This is a genomic window from Planosporangium thailandense, from assembly GCF_011947195.1.
GTDB lineage: Bacteria > Actinomycetota > Actinomycetes > Mycobacteriales > Micromonosporaceae > Planosporangium > Planosporangium thailandense.
Genome location: NZ_JAATVY010000012.1, coordinates 98,949 through 113,673, shown reverse-complemented (window position 1 = coordinate 113,673; position 14,725 = coordinate 98,949). Strand labels below are relative to the sequence as shown.

Sequence of the window (14,725 nt, the reverse complement as noted above, 5' to 3'; positions counted from 1 at the left end):
CCCGGGCGAGCGAGATAATCGCCGCCCGGGCGGGCGTGTGGCCGGCGGAACCTGGACCGGGTCAGCAGAAGCAGCCGGGCAGCCAGGGCAGCGGGTTCTCGGGTGCGCCGTCGCGGCGTACCTCGAAGTGCAGGTGCGAGCCGGTGGACGCACCGGTCGAGCCGACCCGCCCGATGACCTGGCCGCGGTGGACGTACTGGCCGACCGACACGAGGATCGCCGACTGGTGCCCGTAGCAGGTGGATAGGTCCTTGCCCTGGTAATCGCCGTGGGAGATGCAGGTGTAGTTGCCGTACCCGCCGTTCCAGCCGGCGCGCACCACCCGGCCATCGGCCGCGGCGTAGATCGACTGGCCCATCGGCGCGGCGATGTCGACGCCGGCGTGCAACTGCCAGACCTTGTAGTACGGGTCGAAGCGGTAACCGAAGTCGCTGGACTTCCAGCCGGCCGTCGGCATGATGAAGAACGCGCCGCCGCTGGACGGCGGCTTGACGACCGGCTGACCGCCACCGCCTCCTCCCCCGCCGCTGCCGCCGCTCTGCTGCTGTCGCTGCTTTTCGGCGGCGGCGCGCAGCGCGGCCGCGATCTGGTCGCTCTCGGCCTTCAGCTGGTTGTAGCTGGCGAGCACCGCGGACCGCTCCGAGTTGGCGACGTCCATGGCCTGCTGCCGCTGGTTGATCAGGTTCTGCACGTCGGCGGCAGCCTGCGTGGCGGCGGCCTCGGCGGCCTGGGCCGCGCCGAGGGCCTGCTGGGCCTGGTCGCGCGCCTGGCCGGCGCGGTCGCTCGCGGCCTTGGCCGCGTTCTCGCGTACCTTGGCCTCCATGCGCGCCGACGTGAGCGCGTTGAGCGCCTGGGTCTCCCCCGCCGCGATCTGGTCGAGGTATCCGATCCGGATCGCGAACTCGGACGGCGAGCCGGACTCGAGGATCGAGTTGATCGCCAGCAGTCCGGAGCCCTTGTAGGACTGCGAGACGAAATCGCTGACGTGCTGGCGCTGCTGGTCGACCTTGGCGGCCGCGTCGTCGTACGCCTTGGTCGCCGCCTGCTCGGCCGCCTCGGCCGCCGCCGCGTCGCGCTCGGCCTGCCGCGCGACGACCTGGGCCGCCGCTACCTTGCCGTGCGCGTCGGCGAGCGCGTTCTGCGCCGCCGGCAGCAGGGCGTTCGCCTGGGTGTACGCGGCGACCGCCTGCTGGGCGCGGGCGGTGGCGCCCTCCAGTTCGGCGCCGGTCTGGGCGAGCTGGGTGTCCACCCGGTCCTTGTCGCCAGGCGTCGGATCGGCATGGGCGGGGGCCGCACCGAACAGCATCGTCGTCGCCAGCGCCAGCGCGATCACTGGAGCGGCGGCGCGCCTATGGTCGGGGCTTGTCGTATCCACGGTGACCCTCCAACAATGATCGAGAGCCACCGTACGCCACGAATCTGTCCTAAAGCCGCGTATCACGTCTAAAACGGACCAAATGCTACCCAGCTGCACCCGGGACCGGTCCCCGCTCCCGCCCCGGCAAAACGTGAGGGGTGGCACCGGATCCGGTGCCACCCCTCGACGATCGAGTGAGGCGGGTCAGACGCGTACGTAGAACCGCAGGGTGATCCAGCCCGCGATCGCGTTCACCGCGGCGCCGATGCCGGCCAGGATCGGCAGCATCAGCAGCACGTCCCCCGTCGGAATCGGGGGGAACACGGTCTGCAGCGACTTGAGCGCGCCCTCCAGGAAGAAGGTCTTCGCCACGAACAGGGCGGCGAACGCCAGGACCGCGCCGACCAGGCCCGCGAAGACCGCCTCCAGCACGAACGGCGCCTGGATGAACCAGTTCGACGCACCAACCAGTTTCATCACCGCGACCTCACGCCGCTTGCTGTACGCCGCGATCTGGATCATGTTGGCGACCAGCAGCAGCGCGGCGACCCCTTGGATGATCGAGACGATCAGCGCCACGTTCTGCATGGAGTTGAAGATCCCGAAGATCTTCGCGAGCAGCTTCCGCTGGTCGACGATCTCGCTGATGCCGTCACGGTTGTTGTACTTGTTGTAGATCGCCTGGAACTTCTCCGGGTTCTTCAGCTTGACCCGGAACGATTCCGGCAGCGAGTCCGGCTTGGTCGCGTTGACCAGGTCCGGCGCGTCCTTGAACTGGGTCTTGAACCGCTGCCAGGCGGTGTCGCGGCTCTCGTAGATGACGTTCTGGACCAGCGGGTCGCCCTTGAGGTCCGACTGCAGCGACGTGCGCTGGGCCTCGGTGACGTCGGTCTTCAGGAAGATCGAAACCTCGACCTTGCCGTAGAAGAACGACTGCATCCTGTCGACCTGCTTGTACACCAACATGCTGGCGCCGAGCATCGTGAGGGACACCGCCATCGTGATCATCATGGCGATGGTCATCGTCACATTGCGCCACAGTCCCGTGACGACCTCGGACAGGACGTACTTCGCGCGCATCCGGCGGGGTTCCTTCCCAGTTTGTTACGCGTTCGGCTGGGCTTACGACTCAGAGATACGAGCGACACCGCTCGGATCGTTCAGCCGTAGACACCGCGTGGCTGGTCGCGGACGATCCGCCCGCTCTCGATCTCGACGACGCGGCGCCGCATCTGATTGACGATGTTGGAGTCGTGGGTGACCATCACGACCGTGGTGCCGGTCCGGTTGATCCGGTCGAGCAGCCGCATGATCTCGATGGAGGTGTCCGGGTCGAGGTTTCCGGTCGGCTCGTCGGCGAGCAGGATCAGCGGCCGGTTGACGAAGGCGCGGGCGACCGCGACGCGCTGCTGCTCACCACCGGACAGCTCATGCGGGTACCGGTGCTCCTTGCCGCCGAGCCCGACCAGCTCCAGGACCTCGGGCACGACGCGGCGCGCCACGCCCTTGGATTTGCCGATCACCTCGAGCGCGAACGCCACGTTCTCGTACGCGGTGCGGTTAGGCAGCAGCCGGAAGTCCTGGAAGACACAGCCGATGGACCGGCGGAAGGTCGGGATCTTCCACGAGCGCATGGTCGTGACGTCCCGCTCGTTGACGTAGACCTTGCCGGAGTTCGGCGTGATCTCGTGCAACAGCAGTTTGATGATCGTTGACTTGCCGGAGCCGGACGGACCGATGAAGAAAACGAAGTCGCCCTTGTCGATCGAGACGGACACATCGTCCAGCGAGGGTCGGGACGCCTTGGGATACGTCTTCGTCACTTGCTCGAGCTGAATCACGGGTCGTGAGTCTACGCGGGGTGACCGAAACGCCAAAAGCGTCTGGGTACGACGTCGGGTCTTCGCCCGAAATACGTGCCCAAACGGTCAGTTTCGGCTATGCGAGAGCAACGAATCGATTACGTGCTGTAGTAGGCTCCCGATCCGCGGCGTGATCTACGGCACGCATTCCCCGCCCCGCCGACCGCAAACCTCCGCCACCGACAGCCGCCGACCACTGCCGCCGACAGCCGACGACGACAGCCGACGACGACAGCCGCCGACACCCGCCGGCGGCCGGCGGCGCTACTTGGCGGCCGACTCCGCGCTCGCCGCCATCTCGCGCTGCTTACGCCAGCGGATGCCGGCCTCGATGAAGCCGTCGATGTCGCCGTCGAAGACCGCCGACGGGTTGCCCGTCTCGTACTCGGTGCGCAGGTCCTTGACCATCTGGTACGGGTGCAGCACGTACGAGCGCATCTGGTCGCCCCAGGAGCCCTGCACGTCGCCGCGCAGCGCGTCGAGCTTCGCCGCCTCCTCGGCCCGCTTGAGCGCGAGCAGCTTGGACTTGAGCACCGCCATGGCGGTGGCCTTGTTCTGCAGCTGGGACCGCTCGTTCTGGCAGCTCACCACGATGCCGGTGGGCAGGTGGGTAAGCCGGACCGCCGAGTCGGTGGTGTTGACGCCCTGGCCACCGGGGCCGCTCGACCGGTAGACGTCGACGCGCAGCTCGTCCTCGGGGATCTCGATCTCGTCGGTCTGCTCCACGACGGGAACCGTCTCGACCGCGGCGAAGCTGGTCTGGCGACGGCCCTGGTTGTCGAAGGGGCTGATCCGGACGAGCCGGTGCGTACCGGCCTCGACCGACAGCGTCCCGTACGCGTACGGCGCCTTGACCGTGAAGGTGGCCGACTTCAGGCCGGCCTCCTCCGCGTACGACGTGTCGTAGACCTCGGTCGGGTAACCGTGGCGCTCCGCCCAGCGCAGGTACATGCGCAGCAGCATCTCGGCGAAGTCCGCGGCGTCGACGCCGCCCGCGCCGGAGCGGATCGTGACGACCGCCTCGCGGGAGTCGTACTCCCCCGACAGCAGCGTCCGGATCTCCAGCTCCTCGATGGCGCGGCGCAGCGCCTCGACCTCCGTGCCGACCTCCGCCAGCGACGACTCGTCGCCCTCGGCCTCGGCGAGCTCGAGCAGCACCAGGGCGTCGTCGAGGCGCGACCGCAGCCGCTCCAGCCGGTTGATCTCGCCCTGCACGTACGACAGGCGCGACGTCACCTGCTGGGCCCGCGCCTGGTCGTCCCAGAGGTCAGGCGCGGAGGCCTGCTGCTCGAGGTCGGCCTTGTCCCGGCGCAGCCGGTCGAGGTCCAGCACGGTTTCGATGTTGCGGAGGGTAGCGTCGAGCTGCTTGAGCGCGTCAGCGAAGTCGGCGGCGGTCACGTCGTCCAGCGTAGTCTGCTATTTCCCGGGGGCCGATTTCAGCCAGGACAGCGCCGCTCGGTGATAGCCGACCGCGAAGTCCAGGGCCGCCGCCCGGAACTCCTCGCCTTCCTTCCGGGCCTCGCGGGCCTGCTCCCGCGCCTCGGCGAGGGCCGCGGTGTGGTACTCCGTGGCCTGCTCGTAGAGATCACTGAGCTGGGCGGCCGACTGGTGGTCTCCGAACGCGACCCGCAGCGCCACCGGGTTGCGTAGCGCCTCCCGCCCCGACGGCTCCGCGAGCCAGCGCGCGAACGCGCGCTTGCCGGCCGGCGTGATCGCGTACGGCTGACTCGAGCGCGGCCCCGGCTTGCCGAGCCGCACGTAGCCCATGTCGGCCAGCGCGGGCAGCTCCCGATAGACCTGACTGCGGGTCATCGACCAGAACGGGCCGAGATCGCGAGTCGCGGCCGCCATCAACTGACCCCCGGTCATCGGGCCGTTGTGCAGCAAACCCAGCAGGGCAGCCGCTGTCGCATTGAGACCAGATTCCACCATGACTCAACGGTCGCATTTATTTGGGCTGGCGTCTAGGTTTTGGCTAAATCCACAAAGTACAGTTCTCGCGCGACTGTCGCCATAGGACAACGCTTATCGATGTATTCCCGTTTGTAGGGCAGGCGCTGTCGCCGTCCGGGCTGATCGCGTATCCCCCGATCGGGGGACAACGAGAGCGCCCCTCGCTCGGCGGGCCGCGACCGCACGATCCGGACGTCGCTTCCGGTGCCGCCTCCGTCGGTTCGACCCACCGAATTCCTAACCCCGTACGGCGCGGATATGCGGGCGGACGAAGAGCGGACTCTTGACAGGTCCGGCTGCCGGGCCTACGTTCCGACGCAACTGTTAGTCAGTCTTACTTACAGTTGGAGCGGTCGTGCCACGCCTCGCCGGTTCGTCCAAGCTGTTGCGCGCCATCAACGAGAGCGCCGCGCTGGCGCATCTCCTCGAGCGCGGTCCCCTCACGCGTGCTGACCTGCGCGAGCTGACCGGCCTGTCCAAGCCGACGATCTCCGAAGCGCTCCGGCGGCTCACCGACGCCGGGCTGGCCAGGGTCGTCGGCCACGTCAGCGCCGGCCCGGGCCCCAACGCCGAGGTCTACGCCGCCAGCCCCGACGCGGCGTACGCGGTCGCCGTCTCCGTACGCGACAGCGGCGAGACCGGCACCCCGTCCGTCGCGGCCGCCGTCGGCGACGTCTCCGGACAGGTACGGGCGCGCACCGAGGTGGCGGTCGACTTCCTGCGCACCGATCCGGTCGCCGCCGTGACCGAAATCGTGGAGCGGCTGCGGGCGGACGCCGGGGCGCCAGCGAGCCGGCTGGCACACGTCCAGCTCGCGGTCCCGGCCTCCTACGACCCCCAGACCGACTCGATCCACCACGTCGGGGTCACCGGCGGCTGGAACCGGCCGGGGCTGGTCCGCGAGCTCCGCGACCGACTCGGCACCAGCGTCGGCGTGGACAACGACGTCAACCTCGCCGCGGTGGCCGAGCGGCGCCGTGGCGCGGCGCGCGACGCCGACAGCTTCGCCCTGCTGTGGCTCGGTGACGAGGGCCTCGGCCTCGCCATCGACCTCGGTGGCACCCTGCTGCGCGGGGCGCGCGGCGGCGCCGGCGAGATCGGGTACATGCCGCTGTTCGCCCCCGACGGCGAAGACCGCAAGGTCGATCTCCAGGACCTGGTCGGCGGGCCGGCCGTGCTCGCGCTCGCCGCCGAGCACGGCATCCGCGCACGGACCCCGGCCGCCGCCGTCGCGGCCGCGGCGGCCGGGGCCGAGGACGCCGCCCCGTTCCTCGCCGCGCTCGCCGGCCGGGTCTCGGTCGGCCTCGCGGCGGTCATCGCGGTGCTCGACCCGCCGCTGGTCGTCCTGGCCGGTCAGGTGGGCCGGGCGGGCGGTCCGGCACTGCGGGACGCGGTCACCGCGGCGATGGCCCGGGCCGAACCACTCGAAACCACGATCGCGGTCACCGCGATCGACGACGACGCGGTGCTCCTGGGCGCCCTGGACGCCGGGCTCACCACGGTGCACGAAGCGCTCATCACCTCCGTACACGAATCCACAACCTGATCCGCACCCCCACACGTCCGTCGCTCCCGAGAGGAAGAACCGATGACCGGTCGACGGCGCGGTCACGCGCGCCTTCGTACGCTCACCCGGGCACGCGTCGTGCTCGCGGTGGCGAGCACGGCCGCGTTACTCGCGGCAGCAGCATGTACGCCCGCTCCCCGGCAGAGCGGGCCGGCGCCGGCAGGCGCGCAAGCCTCCGGGGCGGTCGAGTTCTGGCACCCGTTCACCGACCGCGAGAACGACGCCATGAACCAGGTCCTCGCCGACTTCCGGGCCAGCCACCCGAAGATCAAGGTGACGGTCAAGGGCGGCCAGGACGACGCCAAGATGACCCAGGCGATCGGCGCCGGCAACGGCCCCGACGTCGGGCTGTCCTACTCCACCGACATCGTCGGCAAGTTCTGCTCGTCAGGGGCCTGGATCGACCTCAACCCGTACCTCAAGCGGGACTCCGTCGACCTGGGCGCGTTCGCCGGCCCCGTCAAGCAGTACACCGAGTTCAACGGCAAGCGGTGTGCGATGCCGGTCCTCGCCGACGCGTACGGCATCTACTACAACTCCGACCTCTTCGCCGCGGCCGGGATCGCCAACCCGCCCCGGACCCTGGCCGAGCTGGCCGACGACGCCAAGAAGATCACCGTCTTCAAACCCGACGGCAGCATCAAGGTCGCCGGCTTCCTGCCGTTGTTCAACTTCTACGAGAACTCCCCCGCGCACCTCGCCCCGGCGGTCGGCGCCACCTGGCTGGCCAGGGACGGCAAGTCCGCGATCGGCTCCGACCCGGCCTGGAAGGACCTGCTGACTTGGCAGAAGAGCCTCGTCGACTGGTACGGCTACGACAAGCTGGAGGCGTTCCGGTCCAGCCTGGGCGATGAGTTCAGCGCCGACAACGCCTTCCAGAAGGGCCAGGTGGCGATCAACATCGACGCCGAGTTCCGGCTCGCCTTCCTCGCTGACCAGGCACCCAACGTGAAGTTCGGGGTCGCCCCACTGCCGACCAGGGACGGCGCGAACTACGGCGCCGGCTATGTCACCGGCAACGTCATCGGTGTGTCGAAGACCGCCAAGAACCCCGAGGCGGCCTGGGAGCTGGTCAAGTACCTGACGGCGAACACCGGCACGATCGTCAAGCTCGCCAACGGGCTCAAGAACGTACCGACGACGACCGACGCCCTGAGCTCGCCCGCCCTTGAGGCCGGACCCGAGTTCAAGACCTTCATCCAGATCTTCACCAACCCCCGGTCGTCGACCACTCCCCCGTCCCCGGTCGGGCCCGCGTACCAGGAGAAGTTCCAGGACTTCCTCAGCAGCTACCAGGCCGGCAAGGTCGCCGACCTGAACGCCGGTCTGAAGGACGTCGACAACCAGATCAACCAGCTCATCCAGCTCGGCGGCTAGCGATGGTCGCGCCCACCGTCAGGCTCGCGGACCGGCGGGTCACCCGCCGGTCAGCGGCCCCGGCCCGCCGCAGCCGGATCCGGCACACCCTCACCGTGCTGTCGTTCATGGCGCCCGCGGTCATCGGGCTGGCGGTCTTCCTGCTGTACCCGCTCGCGTCCGCCGTGTACTTCTCCTTCACCAAGTTCGACCTGATCTCGACGCCGCACTGGGTCGGACTGAGCAACTACCGGGCGATGGCGCACGACCCGACGCTGCGCAAAGCCGCCGTCAACACCCTGTACCTCGTCGTGGTCATGGTGCCGGCGCGCATCGCCGCGGCCATCGGGTCGGCGCTGCTGCTGACCCGTTTCAAGCGCGGCGGCGGCTTCTACCGCACGCTGTTCTACCTGCCGGCGCTGGCTCCGCCGGTGGCGGCCACCCTGGCGTTCGTGTTCCTGTTCAAGCCGGGGACCGGACCGGTGAACACGATGCTCAGGTCGGTCGGCATCCAGGGTCCGCTGTGGTTCAACGACCCCGGCTGGGCCAAGCCCTCGCTGGTCCTGCTCGGGCTCTGGGGCGTCGGCGACATCATGATCATATTCTTGGCGGCGCTGCTGGACGTGCCGCAGATGTACTACGAGGCCGCCGAACTCGACGGCGCCAACGCGTGGCAACGGTTCCGGTACGTCACGTGGGCATCCATCTCGCCGGTCATCACGTTCGTGGCGATCACCGGGGTCATCCAGACCCTGCAGTACTTCACCCAGGCCGCCGTCGCCGCCTCCGTCGCCAGCGGCCAGGCCACCACCGGCGGCGGCATCTCGTCCACCTTCGGCTATCCGCTGGGTTCGACGTTCACCTACCCGCTGTGGCTGTACATGGTCGGGTTCCGGTACAACGCGCTCGGCTACGCCAACGCCCTCGCGGTGGTGCTGTTCGTGGTCGCGTTCGCGGCGACCGCCGTACTGCTGCGCCGTACCTTCCGAGGGGAGACCACGCGATGAGCGCGAAGCTGTACTGGATCGCGCGGCACAGCGTGGCGATCGCGCTGAGCGTGGCGTTCCTGGCGCCGGTCGTGTTCATCGTCCTGACCTCGCTGATGAGCAGCAACCAGGCGCTCACGAGCGACTTCTGGCCGCGCACCTGGCACCCCGGCAACTACGCCGACGTGTTCCGCAGGACCGCCATGCCGCGGTACCTGCTCAACACCATCGTGTACGCGGGACTGGCCACCCTGTTCATGCTGGCGTCCAGCGTCCCGGCGGCGTACGCCCTCGCCAAGCTGCGCTGGCGCGGCCGCGGCGTCGTCTTCGTGCTCATCATCTGCATGATGATGCTGCCGCCGCAGGTCGTGACGGTGCCGCTGTACCTGATGTGGGCGCGGTACCACCTGACCGGCACGCTGTGGCCGCTGATCGTCCCGATGCTGTTCGGCGACGCGTTCTCCATCTTCCTGATGCGCCAGTTCCTGCTCACGATCCCCGAGGAGTACCTCGACGCGGCCAGGGTGGACGGTTGCGGTGAGTGGCGCGTGCTGCTGCGGGTGGTCGCGCCGATGGCCCGTCCGGGCATCGCCGCGGCGGCTCTCTTCCAGTTCTTCTACGCCTGGAACGACTACTACGGCCCGCTGCTGTACACCAGCGAGAACGAGCAGAACTGGACGCTCTCGCTCGGGTTGGCCTCGTTCCGCTCGTTGCACCACGTGGAGTGGAACCTGGTGACCGCCGCGACCGTGCTGACGATGGCCCCCATCGTCGTCGTGTTCTTCTTCGCGCAGAAGGCTTTCGTCCAAGGTGTCACGCTGACCGGAGTGAAGGGCTAGACATGAAGATCGCGGTGGTGGGTGGCGGCTCGACGTACACCCCCGAACTGGTCGACGGGTTCGCCCGGCTGCGTGACACGGGGCTGGAGGTCGACGAACTGGCCCTGATCGACCCGGCGGGCGACCGGCTGGAGATCGTGGGCGGGTTCTCCCGGCGCATCTTCGACCACCACGGACATCCCGGCCGGGTCACCTGGACCACCTCGGCCGACGCCGGGCTCGACGGCGCCGACGCGGTCATCGTCCAGCTGCGCGTCGGCGGGCAGGCCGCCCGGATCAGCGACGAGACGTTCCCGCTGGCGTGCGGCTGCGTCGGCCAGGAGACCACCGGGGCCGGCGGGCTCGCCAAGGCGCTGCGGACCGTACCGGTCGTGCTCGACGTGGCCGCCCGCGCCGCGAAGCGGGCCAACCCCGACGCCTGGATCATCGACTTCACCAACCCGGTCGGCATCGTCACCCGCGCCCTGCTCGACGCGGGACACCGCGCGGTCGGGCTGTGCAACGTGGCGATCGGGTTCCAGCGACGCTTCGCCCGCCTGCTCGGCGTCTCCCCCGACGCCGTCGTCCTCGACCACGTCGGCCTCAACCACCTGACGTGGGAACAGGCCGCGTACGTCGACGGGGTCGACCGGCTGCCCGAACTGCTCGCGGACCATCTCGACGAGCTGGCCGGGGAGGTGGGGCTCCCCGCGACCGTACTGTCGGCCCTCGGCTGCGTCCCGTCGTACTACCTGCGCTACTTCTACTGCCACGACCTCGTCGTACGCGAGGAACGCGGGGAGAGCACCCGGGGTCAGCGGGTCGCCGAGATCGAGGCGGAGCTGCTGGAGATGTACCGCGACGTTGGTCTGACCACCAAGCCGGAGCTGCTCGGCCAGCGGGGCGGGGCGTTCTACTCGGAGGCGGCGGTCGGCCTGATCGCCGCGCTGCGCGGCCTCGACCCCGACGGCGTGCACTCGGTGAACGTCCGCAACGACGGCACCCTGCCGTTTCTGCCCGACGAGTCGGTCATCGAGGTCTCCGCGCGCGTCGGCCCCGGCGGACCCGTCGCGTGTGAGGTCGCACCGCTGCCCGGCGACCTCGCCGGCCTCGTCGGCGCGGTCGCCGGGTACGAGCGGCTCGCCGTCGACGCCGCGCTGCGCGGCGGGCGGCAGCGGGTGTACCGCGCGCTGCTGGCGCACCCGCTGGTGGGGCAGCACGAGTACGCCGAGACGCTGACCGACGAGCTGCTCGCGGCGAACTCCCAGCACCTGGCGTGGGCCCGGTGACGCTTTTCGTGGCCGTCGACGGCGGCAACTCCAAGACCGACGTGGTGCTCGGCACCGCTGCCGGGGAGATCCTCGCGTTCGTCCGGGGTCCGGGCTCGTCGCCGCACCGGCTCGGCGTACCGGGTTGCCTGGCCCTGCTCGACCGGCTGATCACGCACGCGCGGACGACCGCCGGGGTGCCGGCGGGCGCGCGGATCGAGCTGATCTCGGTGTACCTGGCCGGCGCCGACCTGCCCGTCGAGGTCGACCGGCTGCGCGCCGCGGTCGACGACCGCGGGTGGGCGCGGGCCAGCGTGGTCGACAACGATACCTTCGCGCTGATGCGCGCCGGTACCGCCGAACCGGACGCCATCGCGGTGGTGTGCGGCGCCGGCATCAACTGCGTCGGTCGGGCCGCCGACGGCCGCACCGCCCGGTTCCCGTCGCTGGGCCCCATCTCCGGCGACTGGGGCGGCGGCCACCACCTCGCTCAGCTCGCGCTGTGGCACGCCGCGCGCGGTGAGGACGGCCGGGGCCGGCCCACCGCGCTGTCAATGGCGGTGGCGCGGCACTTCGGGCGGCCGACGGTGGAGAGCGTCAGCGCCGGCCTTCACCTGGGCGAGATCCCCGAGGAGCGGATCGCCGAGCTGAGCGCCGTGCTGTTCGCGGTCGCGGCCGCCGGCGACGAGGTCGCCGCGCGCGTCGTCGCCCGGCAGGTCGAGGAGATCCTGGCCCTGCACCGCGTCGCCTGCGACCGGCTCGGCCTGCGGGACGCCGGGCACCATGTCGTGCTCGGCGGCGGCGTCCTGCGCGCCCGGCATCCGCACCTGCACGAGCCGGTGCTCACCGGCATCCGGGCGTACGCCCCGCGTGCGCAGGTGGCGGTGGTGACGGACGCGCCGGTCATGGGCGCGGCGCTGCTCGCGCTCGACGCCCTCGGAGATCCGACGGACGTCGAGAGCGCGCTGCGCGCGGCGCTGCGCCGCGCCCCCGACTCCGTGCTGCCGCTGGCCGCCTGAAGGCGGCTGCGCAGTGTCGGTCGCCTACAGCCGGCTGCGCAGCTCCCACAGCTCGGGATAGAACCGCGTCTCCACGCGGGAACGCAGGTACGCCCCACCGGCGCTGCCGCCGGTGCCCGGCTTGGTGCCGATCTGGCGCTCGGCCATGAGGACGTGCCGGGCGCGCCACAGCGACCACGCCTGGTCGTGATCCACGAGGGCCTCCGCCAGATCCCACAGCTGGCCGTAGCGCTCCCGATCCCGCGCGATCACGGCGTACGCCTCGAACCGCTGCTCGGCGGTCTCCACGGCGAACCCGGCCTTCACCAGCACCGCGAGGAACGCGTCCCACAGGCTCGGCTCGTCGAGCCGCCGCCGCAGCCGCGCCTGCTCCGCCTCGCTGAGGCCGCGGAAGCGGCGCAGGTAGGACGGGTCCTTCAGCCCGGACAGGAACTCGATCTCCCGGAACTGGTTGGACTGGAAGCCCGACGCCGGCGCCAGCTTGTTACGGAACGCGAGGAAGTCCTGCGGCGTCATCGTGTCGATCACGTCGACCTGGCCGACGAGCACGCGCTCGATCGACCGGCAGCGCTCCAGCCGCACCCGGGGCAGGTAGCTCTCCCCCGCCAGCATCCGGTCCCGGGCGTCGGTCAGCTCCGACAGCAGCAGCTTGAACCACAGCTCGTAGACCTGGTGGATGGTGATGAACAGGAGCTCGTCGTGGGCGGCCGGGTCGGACTCGGGCACCTGCTGCTCCAGCAGCTCCGCGATCCGCAGATAGGTGCCGTACGTCAGCCGGCCGCCCTGCTCACCGAAGTTCGGCGCGGTCACCCCTCACACACCCATGTGCGGGTAGGTGTGCTCGGTCACCGGCACGAAGGTCTCCTTGATCGTGCGCGGGGACACCCAGCGCAGGAGGTTGTGCCAGGAGCCGGCCTTGTCGTTGGTGCCGCTGGCCCGCGCGCCGCCGAACGGCTGCTGGCCGACGACCGCCCCGGTCGGCTTGTCGTTGATGTAGAAGTTGCCGGCCGCGAACCGCAGCTCCTTGGCCGCCCGGTCGATCACGGCGCGGTCGGTGGCGAAGATCGAGCCGGTCAGGGCGTAGGGCGCCACCGACTCGGCCTGCCGGACGGTCGCGTCGAAGTCGCCGTCGTCGTAGACGTACACGCTCAGGATCGGCCCGAAGTACTCGGTGGTGAACACCTCGAACGTCGGGTCGGTGCACTCCACGATCGTCGGCCGCACGAAGTAGCCCACCGAGTCGTCGGCGGTGCCGCCGGCGATGACCGTGCACGAATCGGCGTTCTTGATCCGGTCCAGCGCCGCCGCGTTGCGGTCGAACGAGCGCTTGTCGATGACCGCGCCACCGAAGTTGGTGAAGTCCGTGACGTCGCCGTACGTGAGCGACTCGGCGATGCTGGCCAGCCGGTCGCGCAGCCCGCCGCGCCACATCGACGCCGGCACGTACGCCCGGGACGCCGCCGAGCACTTCTGCCCCTGGTACTCGAACGCGCCCCGGATCAGCGCGGTGGCCAGGCCGGCCGGCTCCGCCGACGGGTGCGCGATCACGAAGTCCTTGCCGCCGGTCTCGCCGACGAGGCGCGGGTACGTCCGGTAGGACGCGATGTTCTCCCCCACGGTTTTCGTCAGGTACTGGAAGACCTTGGTCGAACCGGTGAAGTGGATGCCGGCGAGATCGGGGTCGGCCAGCGCGACCTCGGACACCGCGATGCCGTCACCGGTGACCATGTTGATCACACCGGGCGGCAGCCCGGCCGCCTCCAGCAGACGCATCGTGAAGTGCGCGGCGAACTGCTGCGTCGGCGCCGGCTTCCACACCACGGTGTTGCCCATCAGCGCCGGGGCGGTCGGCAGGTTGCCGGCGATCGCCGTGAAGTTGAACGGCGTGATCGCGTAGACGAAGCCCTCGAGGGGCCGATGGTCCATCCGGTTCCACACGCCCGGCGACGACTTCGGCTGCTCGGCGAGGATCTTCTCCCCGAAGTACGCGTTGTAGCGCAGGAAGTCGATGAGCTCGCAGGCGGAGTCGATCTCGGCCTGGGCGACGGTCTTCGACTGGCCCAGCATCGTGGCGGCGTTCAGCGTGTCCCGCCACGGACCCGACAGCAGGTCGGCGGCGCGCAGGAAGACTGCCGCCCGCTCGGCGTAGGGCAGGTCGCGCCACATCGGCGCCGCCTGCTTGGCGGCCTCGATCGCGGCGGCGGCGTCGGAACGGGTGGCGTTGCGGGTGACTCCCAGCACGTGCGAGTGCCGGTGGGGCTGCACGACATCGATGGGGTCACCGGCGGCGAAGCGCTGCCGGCCACCGATCGTCATGGTCAGATCGAGCCGGTCGCCAGCCAGCTCGTCGAGCTTGCGCTGCAGGCTCGCCCGTTCGGGGCTGCCCGGCACGTAGCCGTGCACCGGCTCGTTTCGCGGCTCCGGGACAGCGAACACAGCATCCATGACACGCTCCTACGTCGAACTCGACACCATTGGCGAGGCGGGTTCATCCTCGCACGCCGGTAGCACACAGATCAGCCCGACTATGACGCGGCCG

General features: G+C 70.1%; 13 protein-coding genes. 6 read left to right on the top strand and 7 right to left on the bottom strand.

From position 1 onward, the window contains the following. Window positions 1–61: 61 nt before the first annotated feature. The 5 genes from HC031_RS34430 to HC031_RS17840 all read right to left on the bottom strand — a co-directional run bounded on the left by HC031_RS34430 (window position 62) and on the right by HC031_RS17840 (window position 5,151). Window positions 62–1,375, bottom strand: coding sequence for a peptidoglycan DD-metalloendopeptidase family protein (locus HC031_RS34430; protein WP_167926476.1), 1,314 nt, complete (start codon window positions 1,373–1,375; stop codon window positions 62–64). A gap of 186 nt (window positions 1,376–1,561) precedes the next feature. Then, a complete protein-coding gene (gene ftsX / locus HC031_RS17855) occupies window positions 1,562–2,437 on the bottom strand; it encodes a permease-like cell division protein FtsX (RefSeq protein WP_167926475.1) in 876 nt (291 codons plus the stop codon). A gap of 80 nt (window positions 2,438–2,517) precedes the next feature. Then, the gene (ftsE, locus tag HC031_RS17850; RefSeq protein ID WP_167926474.1) at window positions 2,518–3,198 is read right to left on the bottom strand and encodes a cell division ATP-binding protein FtsE; all 681 of its coding nucleotides are present in this window, start codon (window positions 3,196–3,198) and stop codon (window positions 2,518–2,520) included. Between the two features lie 285 nt (window positions 3,199–3,483). Further along, window positions 3,484–4,617 carry a peptide chain release factor 2 gene (gene prfB / locus HC031_RS17845; RefSeq protein WP_167926473.1) on the bottom strand — a complete coding sequence of 378 codons (1,134 nt, stop codon included), beginning with the start codon at window positions 4,615–4,617 and terminating at the stop codon, window positions 3,484–3,486. An 18-nt stretch (window positions 4,618–4,635) separates the two neighbouring features. Then, on the bottom strand, window positions 4,636–5,151 hold the full coding sequence (locus HC031_RS17840) for a PadR family transcriptional regulator (RefSeq protein WP_167926472.1): 516 nt from the start codon (window positions 5,149–5,151) through the stop codon (window positions 4,636–4,638). 376 nt (window positions 5,152–5,527) lie between these two features. Between HC031_RS17840 and HC031_RS17835 the strand changes: the two genes are divergently transcribed. From HC031_RS17835 to HC031_RS17810, 6 genes are read left to right on the top strand one after another with little or no spacing between them, the layout of a single operon-like run. After that, window positions 5,528–6,718, top strand: coding sequence for an ROK family protein (locus tag HC031_RS17835; protein WP_167926471.1), 1,191 nt, complete (start codon window positions 5,528–5,530; stop codon window positions 6,716–6,718). Window positions 6,719–6,760: 42 nt separating this feature from the next. Then, window positions 6,761–8,116, top strand: coding sequence for an ABC transporter substrate-binding protein (locus tag HC031_RS17830; RefSeq protein ID WP_167926470.1), 1,356 nt, complete (start codon window positions 6,761–6,763; stop codon window positions 8,114–8,116). Window positions 8,117–8,118: 2 nt separating this feature from the next. Then, a complete protein-coding gene (locus HC031_RS17825; RefSeq protein WP_167926469.1) occupies window positions 8,119–9,102 on the top strand; it encodes a carbohydrate ABC transporter permease in 984 nt (327 codons plus the stop codon). Beyond that, window positions 9,099–9,920 carry a carbohydrate ABC transporter permease gene (locus HC031_RS17820; RefSeq protein WP_167926468.1) on the top strand — a complete coding sequence of 274 codons (822 nt, stop codon included), beginning with the start codon at window positions 9,099–9,101 and terminating at the stop codon, window positions 9,918–9,920. Before HC031_RS17825 ends, HC031_RS17820 begins: the two co-directional genes overlap by 4 nt. A 2-nt stretch (window positions 9,921–9,922) precedes the next feature. Continuing rightward, the gene (locus HC031_RS17815) at window positions 9,923–11,188 is read left to right on the top strand and encodes a 6-phospho-beta-glucosidase (protein WP_167926467.1); all 1,266 of its coding nucleotides are present in this window, start codon (window positions 9,923–9,925) and stop codon (window positions 11,186–11,188) included. Then, window positions 11,185–12,186, top strand: coding sequence for an N-acetylglucosamine kinase (locus tag HC031_RS17810; protein ID WP_338090713.1), 1,002 nt, complete (start codon window positions 11,185–11,187; stop codon window positions 12,184–12,186). Before HC031_RS17815 ends, HC031_RS17810 begins: the two co-directional genes overlap by 4 nt. Window positions 12,187–12,210: 24 nt before the next feature. Here HC031_RS17810 and HC031_RS34425 read toward each other — a convergent pair whose 3' ends face one another. Next, entirely contained in the window at window positions 12,211–12,996 is a 786-nt protein-coding gene (locus HC031_RS34425; protein ID WP_167926465.1) for a tryptophan 2,3-dioxygenase family protein, read from the bottom strand. A gap of 3 nt (window positions 12,997–12,999) precedes the next feature. Beyond that, window positions 13,000–14,631 (bottom strand): L-glutamate gamma-semialdehyde dehydrogenase, encoded by a 1,632-nt coding sequence (gene pruA, locus HC031_RS17800; protein WP_167926464.1) that lies wholly within the window; start codon window positions 14,629–14,631, stop codon window positions 13,000–13,002. Window positions 14,632–14,725 lie beyond the last annotated feature (94 nt).